The sequence below is a fragment of the Burkholderia sp. Bp8994 genome (assembly GCF_003853805.1).
Taxonomy (GTDB): domain Bacteria; phylum Pseudomonadota; class Gammaproteobacteria; order Burkholderiales; family Burkholderiaceae; genus Burkholderia.
This window is the reverse complement of record NZ_QTQH01000014.1, coordinates 86,954-99,300: the sequence shown is the minus strand read 5'-3', so window position 1 is coordinate 99,300 and position 12,347 is coordinate 86,954. Positions and strand designations below refer to the sequence as shown.

General features: G+C 71.5%; 14 protein-coding genes. 2 read left to right on the top strand and 12 right to left on the bottom strand.

All coding sequences use genetic code 11. The features are described 5' to 3' along the window. Positions 1–101 precede the first annotated feature (101 nt). The gene (locus DIE04_RS17160) at positions 102–731 is read right to left on the bottom strand and encodes a glutathione S-transferase family protein (protein ID WP_124487573.1); all 630 of its coding nucleotides are present in this window, start codon (positions 729–731) and stop codon (positions 102–104) included. A 182-nt stretch (positions 732–913) separates the two neighbouring features. Between DIE04_RS17160 and phaZ the strand changes: the two genes are divergently transcribed. Then, on the top strand, positions 914–2,137 hold the full coding sequence (gene phaZ, locus DIE04_RS17155) for a polyhydroxyalkanoate depolymerase (protein WP_124487572.1): 1,224 nt from the start codon (positions 914–916) through the stop codon (positions 2,135–2,137). Here phaZ and DIE04_RS17150 read toward each other — a convergent pair. The 11 genes from DIE04_RS17150 to madL all read right to left on the bottom strand — a co-directional run bounded on the left by DIE04_RS17150 (position 2,124) and on the right by madL (position 11,065). Then, positions 2,124–2,792, bottom strand: coding sequence for a phosphoribosyltransferase (locus DIE04_RS17150; protein ID WP_124487571.1), 669 nt, complete (start codon positions 2,790–2,792; stop codon positions 2,124–2,126). The two genes, phaZ and DIE04_RS17150, sit on opposite strands and share 14 nt — an antisense overlap. A gap of 175 nt (positions 2,793–2,967) precedes the next feature. Next, positions 2,968–3,489 (bottom strand): phospholipase D-like domain-containing protein, encoded by a 522-nt coding sequence (locus tag DIE04_RS17145; RefSeq protein ID WP_124487570.1) that lies wholly within the window; start codon positions 3,487–3,489, stop codon positions 2,968–2,970. A 160-nt stretch (positions 3,490–3,649) separates the two neighbouring features. Then, a complete protein-coding gene (gene mdcH, locus DIE04_RS17140) occupies positions 3,650–4,582 on the bottom strand; it encodes a malonate decarboxylase subunit epsilon (RefSeq protein ID WP_124487569.1) in 933 nt (310 codons plus the stop codon). After that, positions 4,579–5,445 carry a triphosphoribosyl-dephospho-CoA synthase MdcB gene (gene mdcB, locus DIE04_RS17135; protein ID WP_124487568.1) on the bottom strand — a complete coding sequence of 289 codons (867 nt, stop codon included), beginning with the start codon at positions 5,443–5,445 and terminating at the stop codon, positions 4,579–4,581. Before mdcB ends, mdcH begins: the two co-directional genes overlap by 4 nt. Further along, a complete protein-coding gene (mdcG, locus tag DIE04_RS17130; protein ID WP_124487567.1) occupies positions 5,442–6,110 on the bottom strand; it encodes a malonate decarboxylase holo-[acyl-carrier-protein] synthase in 669 nt (222 codons plus the stop codon). Before mdcG ends, mdcB begins: the two co-directional genes overlap by 4 nt. Next, positions 6,097–6,804 (bottom strand): biotin-independent malonate decarboxylase subunit gamma, encoded by a 708-nt coding sequence (gene mdcE / locus DIE04_RS17125; RefSeq protein ID WP_124573129.1) that lies wholly within the window; start codon positions 6,802–6,804, stop codon positions 6,097–6,099. The genes mdcG and mdcE overlap by 14 nt, the downstream gene beginning before the upstream one ends. Continuing rightward, complete coding sequence (locus tag DIE04_RS17120; RefSeq protein WP_124487565.1) at positions 6,791–7,726, bottom strand: biotin-independent malonate decarboxylase subunit beta; 936 nt, start codon at positions 7,724–7,726, stop codon at positions 6,791–6,793. Before DIE04_RS17120 ends, mdcE begins: the two co-directional genes overlap by 14 nt. After that, positions 7,723–8,037, bottom strand: coding sequence for a malonate decarboxylase acyl carrier protein (mdcC, locus tag DIE04_RS17115; RefSeq protein ID WP_044844916.1), 315 nt, complete (start codon positions 8,035–8,037; stop codon positions 7,723–7,725). Before mdcC ends, DIE04_RS17120 begins: the two co-directional genes overlap by 4 nt. A 10-nt stretch (positions 8,038–8,047) precedes the next feature. Further along, the gene (mdcA, locus tag DIE04_RS17110; RefSeq protein WP_124487564.1) at positions 8,048–9,721 is read right to left on the bottom strand and encodes a malonate decarboxylase subunit alpha; all 1,674 of its coding nucleotides are present in this window, start codon (positions 9,719–9,721) and stop codon (positions 8,048–8,050) included. A 169-nt stretch (positions 9,722–9,890) separates the two neighbouring features. Further along, positions 9,891–10,658 carry a malonate transporter subunit MadM gene (madM, locus tag DIE04_RS17105; protein WP_124487563.1) on the bottom strand — a complete coding sequence of 256 codons (768 nt, stop codon included), beginning with the start codon at positions 10,656–10,658 and terminating at the stop codon, positions 9,891–9,893. Between the two features lie 11 nt (positions 10,659–10,669). After that, on the bottom strand, positions 10,670–11,065 hold the full coding sequence (gene madL / locus DIE04_RS17100) for a malonate transporter subunit MadL (protein ID WP_124487562.1): 396 nt from the start codon (positions 11,063–11,065) through the stop codon (positions 10,670–10,672). Positions 11,066–11,398: 333 nt separating this feature from the next. Here madL and DIE04_RS17095 point away from each other — a divergent pair, with 333 nt between their 5' ends. Beyond that, on the top strand, positions 11,399–12,247 hold the full coding sequence (locus DIE04_RS17095; protein WP_039322076.1) for a LysR substrate-binding domain-containing protein: 849 nt from the start codon (positions 11,399–11,401) through the stop codon (positions 12,245–12,247). Positions 12,248–12,347 lie beyond the last annotated feature (100 nt).

Here is a 12,347-nt window from a genome sequence, read left to right as displayed (position 1 = left end):
GGTCGATACGCGCAGAATGCCGGCCCGGTTCCGACGCGGCGGGGCCGGACGCGCCGCCCTCGCCCGCCGTCGTTCCGGTGCCGCCGCGATCGACGCCGGGTTCAGGCGAGCGGCGTCTCGACAAACGCCGGCAGCGCTTCCGCACGCGCCGAATGCGCGGCCAGCGCCGGATACCGGGCCGGATCGATCCGCGCGAGCGCCGGGTAATCGGCTTCCATGAATTGCGTGAAGCGCCAGGCGACGGCGACGGTCACGTCGGACTGCAGCAGCCGCGCGCCGCCGAACCAGCCGTTCGCGGCCGCGACGAGCGGCTCGAGTTCGCCGTACGCAGCCTCGAGCTGGCTCAGCACGCGCTCGAGCCAGGGCGCGTGCTGCTTGTCGGTCGGCCGCAAAGCGTGCTCGTACACCACCTGCACCGTCTTCTCGGCCGCCGCCAGCGCGAGGCCCACCGGCACCAGCGTGCGCAGCCGCGCGTCGGCGGCGTCGGGCAACAGGCGCCGCTCCGGCGCGACGCGATGGTCGAGGTAGTCGACGATCAGCGACGAATCGATCAGCGTCGCACCGTCGTCGGTCACGAGCGTCGGCGCCTTCACGACCGGGCTGAACGACCGGAACCGGTCGAACTGACGAAACACCGAGACCGACTCGTGTTCGAACGGCAGGTCGAGCAGCTTCGCCGATATGGCGACACGGCGCACGAACGGGGAATCCAGCATGCCGATCAGCTTCATCGCAAACGCTCCGCTTGAGGGAATGGGACCGACGACTGTAGCAGCGCCGTGCGCCGGTGCCTAGCGCGATGCCGCCGAAACGCGCGGCGAAATCCGCGTCGTCCGGTCACGTTTCCGACACCCGCTGCGCGCCCGGAGTGACCATAATGCAGATTCATCCCCCTTCCGCCTCGAGGTTCGCCATGTGGTACGACGTCGTCGAGCAGCAGCGGGAATGGATGCGCGCCTGGCGCGAAGCGACGCGCCACGCGTTCGACGTATGGCCCGCCGCGACGCTGCCGCACGCCGTGTCGTCGTGCTACGACGACCTGTTCGAACCGCTCCTCGGGCCGGCCGCCGGGCCGCCGCGCTTCGAGATCCGGCGGCCGGCCGTCGACGAGCGGATCGTCGCGCGCACGCCGTTCTGCCAGTTGCGGCGCTTCGCACGCGACGATGCGCGGCGCGCGGTGCTGCTGTGCGCGCCGCTAGCGGGGCACGCGGCCGTGATGATGCGGGAGACCGTCGAGGCGCTGCTCGCGGACGGCGACGTCTGCGTGACCGACTGGGTCAATGCGCGCGACGTCCCGCTCGCGGCGGGCCGCTTCGGGCTCGACGAGTACGTGGCGACGCTCGACGGCTTCGTCGACGCGCTCGCCCGCGACGACCGGCCGCTGCATGTCGTCGCCGTATGCCAGGCCACCGTTCCCGCGCTCGGCGCACTCGCGCTGCGCGCCGCGCGCGGCCACGCACCGCCCGCGAGCGTCACGCTGATCGGCGGGCCGCTCGACGCACGCATCAACCCGACCACGCTCGGCACCACGGCCGCGTCCCGTTCGCTCGCGTGGTGCCGCCGCCACCTGATCGACATCGTGCCGCCCCGCTTCCCCGGCCGTGGCCGGCACGTGTTCCCGACCTATCTTCAGCAGGGCGAGATCGCGCTGCTGTATCCGCAACGCTTCCTGACGCTGATCGAGGACTACGCGCGCGCCGCGTCGCACTTCGACCTGACGGCGCTGGCGGACGCGCGGCGCGCGCTGCGCGAATACACGGCGCTGCTCGACATGCCGGCCGAATACTTCCTGGACACCGTCGATATCGTGTTCCAGCGGATGTGCCTCGCGAACGGCACGTGGCAAGTCGGCGGCCAGCGCGTGGAGCCGGCCGCGCTGCGCGGCGTCGCGCTGCTGACGGTCGAAGGCGGTTGCGACGCCGTCACCGGCGCCGGCCAGACGCATGCGGCACTCGACATGTGCCGCGGCCTCAAGGCCGGCGAGCGCCAGCGTCTCGATATCGACGATTGCGATCACTACGGGCTGTTCACGGGCGCGCGCTGGCACGGCAACGTCCATCCGGCGCTGCAGCGCATGTTCGCGCAGGCCGAAGCCGTTCGCCCGGGATCGCGCCGGCGCCGGGTCAGGCGGACGTGAGGTCGTCGTCCGGCCCGCGGGCAGCATCGAGGAGCGCGCGCACCTCGTCGTCGCCGGTCTGGTCGAAACGCGCGTAGAACTGGCTGATCCCGAAGAAGCGCAGCGGCTGCGACACCGTCACGAACGCATCGGCCAGATCGTCGAACGCATGCTGGGCGCCGGCCGGCGCGACGGGTGCGGCGACCACGATGCGCGCGGGATGGCGCTTGCGCAGCGCCTGCAGTGCGACGCGCATCGACGCGCCGGTCGCGATGCCGTCGTCGACGACGATCGCGATGCGGCCGTCGACCGGCAGCGGCGGCCGCGCGCCGCGATACAGCGTGTCGCGGCGCTGCAGTTCGGCGGTCTCGCGCACGATCACGTCGGCCAGCTGGGAATCGGACACGCCCATCGCGCGGATCGCCGCGTGCTGCAGGTGGATCGCCCCGCCGGTCGCGATCGCGCCGATCGCGAATTCGGGATCAGAGGGCATGCCGAGCTTGCGCACGACCAGCACGTCGAGCGGCGCGCGCAGCGCCTGCGCGATCGGGAATGCAACCGGTACGCCGCCGCGCGGCAGCGCGAGCACGACGACGTCGCGACGCCCCGCATAGTCGTGCAGCGCGAGCGCAAGCTGACGACCCGCGTCGGCGCGATCGGCAAAACACTCGGTCAAGATCGGCTCCCTGCCGTTGGGCCGGATGCGCGACCTGCGCGCCGGCACCTGTTCAACGAGCATGGTTCATCGGACACGCCGATGCAAGCGGGGTCATACCGGCGTGCGCGGCAGGCGGATCGCGGCACTGACAAGGATGGATGGCGTTCGCCCGGGGCGGGCTGCCGTCACGCGCTCAGAGCCCGCCGGCCTGCCGATACAGCCGCCAGAACGACTGCGCGTACGACTGCGCGAGTTCCGGCGCGCGCTGGAACACGTTGACCGTTTCCGCGTGCGCGGCCGCGTCGTCGGACAGCGTCGTCAGCGCGACGCTGTCGTCGACGATCACGAAACGCGGTGCGGGGTCGCCGTGCCGCGAATCGATCGCGACGTCGATGCCGGCCGATTTCAGATAGCCCGCGCCGCTGTACTTGCCCGCACGCGGCGAGCGCACCAGCACGACCCGTACGTCGATCCCGCGCGAACGCGCCGCGCGCAGCGCCGCCGCGACCGCGGGCGGCACGTACGCGTAGCCGGCCAGCAGCACGCGGCGCTGTGCCTGACCGATCAGGTCGACGGTCGCGTCGGCCGCCGCATTGTCATACGAAAAGTACCTGCCGACCGCGGCGGCGTCGGACGGAATCGGGCTGGCGTGGGCGGTCGCCGCACAGCAAAGCGCGGCGACGAGGAAGGCGGCTGGTCTCATGGCGGGCGCCATTGTAGCGACGCCAATTCGCTTGACAAGCGCCTGCTGCAGCGCTGCTGCGCCGGCGCAACACCCGGCGCGGAACGACCGGTCGGCAGGCAGATTTCGAACTGGATTCGACGCGGATTCGAAGCGGTTGCGGCGCGTGATCCGGCCGCTCGCCCGCCGCCGGTCAGCCGGCCGCGACGCGCGCGAGCCAGCTCGCGATACCGTCGACGGAACGGAAATCCGCGACGCTGCGTGCCGGCAGCGCCGGATACGCGCTGCCCGCCATCTCGGCCAGTGCGCGGCCCGGGCCGAGTTCGAGAAACGCGGTCGCGCCGGCCTCGACGCACGCGGCCAGGCAGGCCGCCCACTCGACCGGCTCCGCGATCTGGCGCGCAAGCTTGTCGAGCCCGGCGTCGACATCGAGCACCGACGCGCCGTCGATCCCCGAAAACAGTCGCGTGCCGGGCGGCGGCCGGCGCACGTTGACAGCGGCCAGCGATGCGCGAAACGCGGGCACCGCCGCCGCGAGCCGGTGCGTGTGCGACGCGATCCGCACGCACACGGGCGCGACACGCAGCGCACCGTCGCGTGCGGCGGCGTCGGCCACCGCGGCGACGTCGGCCTGCCGCCCGGCCAGCACGTAAGCATCGCCCGGATTGGCGATCGCGATCGCCGCATCGCGGCCGTCGCAGAGTTGCGCGAGCCGCGCACGCGTGAGCCCGCGCACGAATGCCATCCGTTCATCGCCGCCGCTCGCGGCATCCATGGCGCGCGCGCGCGCCTCGGCCAGCGCCAGCGCATCGTGCGGATCGATCATCCCCGCGACGCTCCACGATGCGACTTCGCCGACGCTGTACCCCGCGACGCAACGACGCCGCGGCCACATCGCCTCGAGCAACATCGTCGCCGCAAGCGCCTGCACCGTGCAGAGGATCTGCGCAGCGCGGTTCTCGCGCAGCGCATCCGGTTCGGCGTGCCGCACCCAGTCGCGCGGATCGTCGCCGAGGAGCCGGCCGGCGTGCGCGAACAGCGCATCGGCTTGCGGCACCGCGCCGGTCAGCTCGAACATGTCCGCACGCTGCGCACCTTGCCCCGAACAGAGGATCGCCAGCGTCATCGTCCCGCCTCGTTCGTCTCGAGCGCATCGACGAACACGCTCATCGCCAGCAGGTCGGCCGCGCCGCCCGGGCTCAGCCGGCGCGCGACGAACGCGCGGTGCGCGGCGGCCGCTCGCAGTCGCCAGTCGCGGGCGCGGATGCCGCCGCGGGCAACGAATGCGCGTGCCGTGGCGCGCGCGAAATCGAGGCCGGCCTGCCCGCCGCGGTGCAGCAGGTTCGTATCGTCGAGCGCGGCGATCAGCGCGAAGCAGGCGTCGACGCGCGCGGCCTCCGGATCGTCCGGCACGCGGCGTTGCGCGCGGCGCAGGGCCGGCAGCCCGACGTCGTACACGGTCGTGAACCCGTCGGCCGCCTCGCGACGCGCGCCGCCGACGCCGTAGCGGCGGCTCGCGCGCTCGCCGTGACTGTCGGGCAGCCGCGGGCCGCCGAGGATCTCAGTGCCCCAGCGCCGCGCGACGAACGCGCCGAGCGTCAGCGTGCGTGCCGCGGTGCCCGGCACCGTGCGGCGGCCGGCGGCCGCGCACAGCAGCCCGAGCCCGAAGATCGCGCCGCGATGCGTGTTGACGCCGCCGGTCGCGGCAAGCATCGCGTGTTCCGCGCGCAGCCCGATCTTGCGCAGCACGGCCATGTCGGCGTCACGCGCACCGGCTTCGGCGAGCTCCGCGAAGTACGGCCGCAGCACGGCCGCGCTGCGCACGAACATCATGGCATCCATGTCCGCGTGACTGCCGGTGTCGACGTGACTGACGAGGCCCGGCTTCGGATAGGTGTCGATTTCCAGCACGAGGCTGTGCTCGGCGAGTTCGGCGATGCGCTCGGCATCGGACGGCGCCGGCGCGCGGCAGGCGGCCCACGCACTCATCGCGTGCCTCCGGTGAATGCGTCGGCAGGCATCAATTCGACGGCGATCGCCGTCTTGACCGCGACTTCAGGCAGCCGCGCATGCAGCTCGCGCCAGTTCACGCCGGCGCCGTCGTCGCGCAGCAGTTCGCCGTCGATGCGCATCGGCGCGTGTTCATCGAGTGTCGCCAGGCCGTCGAGCAGCGCGGCGAGCGATGCGGCGTCAGGCAGCGGAAACACGAGGTCGAGATCGGACGACGCGCTCAGGTAGCGCTCGCCCGTCAGCGCCTGCCATGCGAGGCTGCCGAATACGCGGCCCTGCACGCCGCAGCGGGCGCCGAGCGCAGCCAGGTCGCGCAGCGTCGCGTGCCATGCGTCGGGCGCGACAGCGAGCACATCGGCGAGCGTGGGCAGCGGACCGACCGACGCGAGGGCGTCGGCGGCGACGTTCATTGCAATGCGCCGCTTGCCCGCCGAAGGCGGCAGCGGCAAGCCGAGCGGGATGCGCCCCGCATCGGCCTCGTCGGGCGACGCGCGGCGCACGATCAGCGGCCAGCCGTGCGCGGCCCACGCCTGCACGAGCGGATCGGCCGCCAGCGCGGGATCGCGCGCGCAGGCCGCGCCCCACCCTGCCGCCGTCAGCGTGACGAGCGTGTGGCGGCGCAGCGGCGTGTCAGCGTGCGGCACGCGCGAGTGCCTCGACACGGCGCGTGACGTCGGCCGCGACCGGCCGGCCGCGCGCCGCACGCACGTCGTTGCGATCGGCCGGCTTGCCGAGCCATTCGGCGACCTGCGCGTCGAGCGCGCGTGCCGGGTCGAGCACGGCGTCGACGGCGCCCATCTTCACGAGATTGTCGAGCCCCGGCGCGAACACCGGCGTCGAGCGCGCCATCTCCTTCAGCACGTCGATCGGCAGCTTCGTCACGCGCGACATCGACGGGAGGTCCATCACTTCCGGCTCCGCGCCCGGCAACGCGAGCAGCGTGCGCGTCGCGAGCGCGGTCGCGATGAACGCGCCCGCGGCCGTATGGCCGTACAGCAGGCCGATCGTCCGGTGCCCGGCGAGCTCCGCGTGCATCAGGCATTTCGCGAGATGCGACAAGCCTTCGTTCAGGCCGAGCAGTTCGTCGCGCTTGCTCATCCGCTGGCTGTCGCTGTCGACGAGCACGAGAATCGGCGTGTCGCCGCCGCGCCCGATCGTGTCGAGCACGTGCGACGCGAGCGTCACGGCTTCGTCGATGCCGAACGGCAGCCGGTCGGCGACGCCGATCACGTCGACGCGCGTGCCGGTCAGATCAGCGTGGCCCGCCAGCAAGCCGCCGGTTCGCGTGATCGCGTGGCCGTTCGGGAACAGCGAGGTCAGTACTTCATCGAGCGTCATGCTGCGGCTCCTGCAGTTGATCGGCGAGCTTCGCGAATTCACCGTCGGACATGCCGGGAATCGTTTCCGGCTCGCTCGCGCCGAGCGCGCGCCACACGTCGAGCGCGTCCTTGCATGCGCCGAACCGTTCGACGCGCGCTTCGAGACGCGACTGCTCCGCGCGCAGCATCGCCGCGTCGAATTTCGGCGCACGGCCGATCAGGTCGAGCGCGGCCGCGCGAAACGCGTCGGGCGTATCGGCCACGTAGCGGTCCGCGCCGCCGATCAGCCGGCGGTGCTTGCCGCCCATCGTGCGCCAGATCAGCGCACGGTCCTTCGCATCGAATTCCTCGACGCCGCGATTGGTCTCGATCACCTCGGGCCCCGACACGCTGATGCGCCCCTGCTCGGACACCGCGAGCGCCGAACAGCAGGCGGCGAGCAGGCCGCCGCCGCCGTAGCAGCCCGCGCGCCCGCCGATCAGCCCGATCACCGGCACGCCGGCCGCACGCGCCTCGACGAGCGCACGCATGATCTCGGCGATCGCCAGTTCGCCCGCATTCGCTTCCTGCAGCCGCACGCCACCCGTATCGAACAGGATCAGCACCGGCGTGCCGAGGTCGCGCGCCGCACGCAGCAGCCCCGTGAGCTTCGCGCCGTGCACTTCGCCGAACGCGCCGCCCATGAAGCGGCCCTCCTGCGCGGCGATCAACACCGGCGTGCCGTCGAGCCGGCCGCGGCCGACCACCATCCCGTCGTCGAACTGCTGCGGCAGGTCGAACAGCGGCAGGTGCGGGCTCGTCACACGATCGCCCGGCCCGAGAAATTCGGTGAAGCTGCCCGCGTCGAGCAGCCCGTCGACGCGCTGGCGCGCCGACGCTTCGTACCAGCTCGCGCGGTTCGCGACGAATGCGGGTGCGTCGTGGATCGCGTCGGTCATCATGCGCCTCCCTCGATCGCGCGCACGGCTTGCGCGAGCCGCAGCGACACCATGTCGGGCCGCGCGCCGCCGTCGTTGATCGACAGCTTCAGGCCGCCCGGCGCGCGCCGTTCGACGAAGTCCGACACGACGGCCTGCCACACCGCGCCGAAACCGACCGCCGCGGTGCGGATATCGATCTCGCATTCGTTGCCCGGCAGCACGCGCTCGACGAGCACCTCGAGATTGCCGGACGCGACCACGCCGACGAGCGCCGTGGCCAGTTCGCCCTGCGCGCGTTCGCGCGCGGTGAAGCGATAGTTCAACTGTTCCATGCCCTTGTCCTCACCAGTTGCGGAACCGGGCCGGCGGCGCATACAGGCCGCCCGACCAGTGCACGAGATCCTTGATCGAGCGCGCGGCAAGCCAGCGGCGGTCGGCGTCGAGCGGATCGATACCGAGATCCTCCGGGCGGCGGATCACGCCGCGCTCGCGCAGCCGCTCGACCAGCCTGCGATCGCGGCCGCGGCCGACTTCCGTATAGCCGGCCACGCCGCGGATCGCATGCTCGCGTTCGTCCTTGTCGCGGCACATCAGCAGGTTCGCGATCCCTTCCTCGGTGACGATGTGCGTGACGTCGTCGCCGTAGACCATGATCGGCGCGAGGTCGAGCTGCAGCTTGTCGGCGAGCTTCAGCGCGTCGAGCTTCTCGACGAACATCGGCACGTTCTTGTCGCCGAACGTCTCGCCGATCTGCACGACGAGCTTGCGGCCGCGCCTGAGCGCCGCCGGCGTGTCGGGGTCGGCCTCCGCGCCGGCCTTCAGCCACGGCGCGCTCGGGTGACGCCGCCCGCGCGCGTCGCTGCCCATGTTCGGCGCGCCGCCGAACCCGGCGATGCGCTCGGCCGTGACCGTCGACGAATGACCCGACAGGTCGATCTGCAGCGTCGAACCGATGAACATGTCGCACGCATAGAGGCCTGCGGTCTGACAGAACGCGCGGTTCGAGCGCAGCGACCCGTCGGGGCCCGTGAACCACACGTCGGAGCGCGCGCGGATGTAGTCGTCCATCCCGACTTCGGAGCCGAAGCAGTGAACCTGCTCGACCCAGCCCGATTCGATCGCGGGAATCAGCGTCGGGTGCGGATTGAGCGCCCAGTGCGTGCAGACCTTGCCCTTCAGCCCGAGCTTCGCGCCGTAGGTCGGCAGCAGCAGCTCGATCGCGGCCGTGTTGAAGCCGATCCCGTGGTTCAGGCGCTTGATCCCGTACGGTTCGTAGATGCCCTTGATCGCGAGCATCGCGGTCAGGATCTGGGTCTCGGTGATCGCGGCCGGGTCGCGCGTGAACAGCGGCTCGACGTAGAACGGCCGGCCGGCCTCGACGACGAAATGCACGCGATCGCCCGGAATGTCGACGCGCGGCACCTTGTCGACGATGCGGTCGACCTGCGCGATCACGATGCCGTCCTTGAACGCGGTGGCTTCGACGACGGTCGGCGTGTCTTCCGTGTTCGGGCCGGTGTACAGGTTGCCGTCGGCATCGGCGCTGACCGCCGCGATCAGCGCGACCTGCGGCGTGAGATCAATGAAGTAGCGGGCGAACAGTTCAAGATAGGTGTGCACCGCGCCGAGCGCGATCTTGCCGCCGAACAGCAGCTTCGCGATGCGCTGCGACTGCGGGCCCGAATACGCGAAGTCGAGACGCTTCGCGATGCCGCGCTCGAACACGTCGAGATGCTCGGGCAGCACGACGCCCGACTGCACCATGTGCAGGTCGTGGATCTTCGCGCTGTCGACGTCGGCGAGCGCGGTGGCGAGCAGGTCGGCCTGCTTCTGGTTGTCGCCTTCGAGGCAAACGCGGTCGCCGGGCCGCAGCACCGCTTCGAGCAACGCGACGGTGTCGCGCGCATCGACCCGCTTGCCGCGCGCCCCGGAGGAAGTGGCCTTGGGCCACGCGAAAGCCGCGCCGGCCGTGAGGCGTGCATCGCGCGCCTGCCGCGCGTGATTCCATCCCGTCATGAACAGTTCTCCCGCTTCGATGGTTCAGCGGCATTCTAAGCCTGGCGCCGCCGCCGATTGATGATGTTGACGAATGCGACTCAGAGGACGCCGCGATGGATGCGGCCCCGCCGCGGCCCGCGCGCGCCGGCGCTTGCGCACCGGTCGCCCGGATCGCACGCTTGGGCGGCTATGCGCCGACCAGCGCGCGCGTCGTGAAGAACAGCACCGACGGCCCGAGCAGGCAGCCGACGCCGGTATGGAACGTCGCGACCAGCGCGCCGTACGGCACGAGCCGGCGATCCGTCGCCGCGAGGCCCGCGCTCACGCCGCTCACGGTGCCGGCGAGGCCGCCGAAGATCATCGCGGAGCGCGGCGTCTTCAGGCCCATGAAGTTCGCCGCGACCGGCGTGCCGACCATCACGATGATCGCCTTCACGAGGCCTGTCGCGATGCTGAGCGCGATCACGTCGGAGCTCGCGCCGATCGCGGCGCCCGTGACGGGCCCGACGATGTAGGTGACCGCGCCCGCGCCGATGGTCGTCATGCTGACCGCATCGGTATAGCCGAACGCGCGCGCGATGCACGCGCCGACGATGAACGGCAGCACGGTGCCGAGCAGCAGCGACACGACGCCGACGAGGCCGGCCTTGCGCGCCTCGGTCGGCTGCACTTCGAACGCGGTCGCGACGATCGCGAAATCGCGCAGCATCGCGCCGCCCATCAGGCCGACGCCGGCGAACAGCTTGACGTCGGCCAGCCCCTTCTCGCCGCCGGTGAACGCGCCGCCGACGTACGCAAGCACGAGGCCGATCACGATCGCGATCGCGGAGCCGTGCACGCGGCCGAAGGTGAGCTTGCGCGACACGAGCGACGACAGCCACATGATCAGGCCGACCAGCGCGAACGACGCGACGAGCCCGTTGTGGGCGACGGTTTTTTCGAGCATCTGCAGCATGGCGGCCTCCGTTACTGTTCTTCGAATTGGGGAATGCCCGCGAAGGCCGTGTCGTCGCGCCCGGTGCGCACGAGTACCGCGATGCAGCATGCGCAGATCGCGACCGCGCCGATGGCGGCGAGCAGCGCGACCGGCCCGCCCTTCAGCGCGGCGACGACGTTCTGGTTCGCGGCCATCGCGACGACGACCGGGATGTACATCGCGCCCCAGAAACCGACGCCGGCCTCGGTCTCCTTCGGCAGCCAGCCGCGCCGGTGCAGCCACAGGCGCAGGCAGATCAGCAGCAGCATCGCGATGCCGACGCCGCCGACGTTGGTCTTCACGCCGATCGCTGCGCCCAGCAGGTCGCCGAGGAACAGTCCGGCCAGATGGCAGAACGCCAGCAGCGCGGTTCCGTAGATGATCATGAGTCGTCTCCAGTCTCTTCGTGACGGGTGCCTGACGCGTGCGGGAGTCGGGCCCGCATGCCGGTTCCGGGCGCGGACTGGGTGTCTCCTGCGGCGGGGCGCCGCGGCCCGGCGGCTCGTCGTGCGAGCGCGTTCTCAGGCGGTCGATGGGATGATGCGGTTTCGGGCCGGACGCCGGATGGCTTAGACTGACCGATGGAGCCGGCGGCGCGACACGGGCTACGCGTCCGGTGCGCCCCGTTTGCATGGGCCGCACCAGCGCGTGATCCGATACTAGCGCCGCACCATCCGGCCATTTATGAAGTTGTCGAAACCGATTCAGTGGATTTAGCAATGCGTCCATTACCGCCCGAGCTGCTGCGCAGCTTCGTCGCCGTCGCCCAGTCCGGCAGTTTCACCGCCGCGTCCGAACGCGTGAGCCTGTCGCAGTCGACCGTCAGCCAGCACATTCGCCGCCTCGAGGAGCTGCTCGACCGGCCGCTGTTCGAGCGCGACACGCGCAACGTGCACCTGTCGCAGCACGGCGATGCACTGTTCCGCTACGCGGTGCGCATCCTCGAGCTGATGGACGAGGCCGTCACGTCGGTGTGTGGCCCGCCGCTGTCGGGCAAGGTGCGGCTCGCGATGTCGGAGGATTTCGCGTCCGCGCACCTGACGGCCGCGCTCGCGAGCTTCGTGCAGCGCAATCCGGAAGTCGAGCTGGCGATCTCGACCGGGCTGTCGGGCGACCTGTTCGATGCGCTCGACGAAGGCCGTCACGACCTCGTGTTCGCGAAACGCGTCGCGGGCAGCCGGCGCGGCCGCGTGATCCGCAGCGAACCGCTGTACTGGTGCACCGGCCCCGATTCGCGGATCACCGGCCACGAGGCCGTGCTGCCGCTCGCGATGCATCCGGAGCCGAGCGTATCGCGCCGCCGCGTGCTCGAGTCGCTCGAGGCGGTCGGCCGCCCTTACCGGATCGCCGTCGTGAGCAGCAGCATCGCGGTGCTGCGCGCGGCCGCGAGCGCGGGGCTCGGCGTCAGCGCGTTCGCCGGCTACGTGATTCCGGCCGGGCTCGCGCGGCTCGACGCGGGGCTCCCCGAACTCGGCGAACTCGAATACGTGATCGACCGGCCGGCGGCCGCGTCGCGCTCGACGCTCGCGCTCGAAGCGACGCTGATCGCGGCGGCGGCCGAGCTGTAAGGCTGGCTGCCGCCTTCACGCCAACGCCGCCGCGGTGTTCGCGCGCAACTGACCATCTTGCCCGGAACGCGTCAGCGTCCGCGCAGTCCCCGCTCGCGAC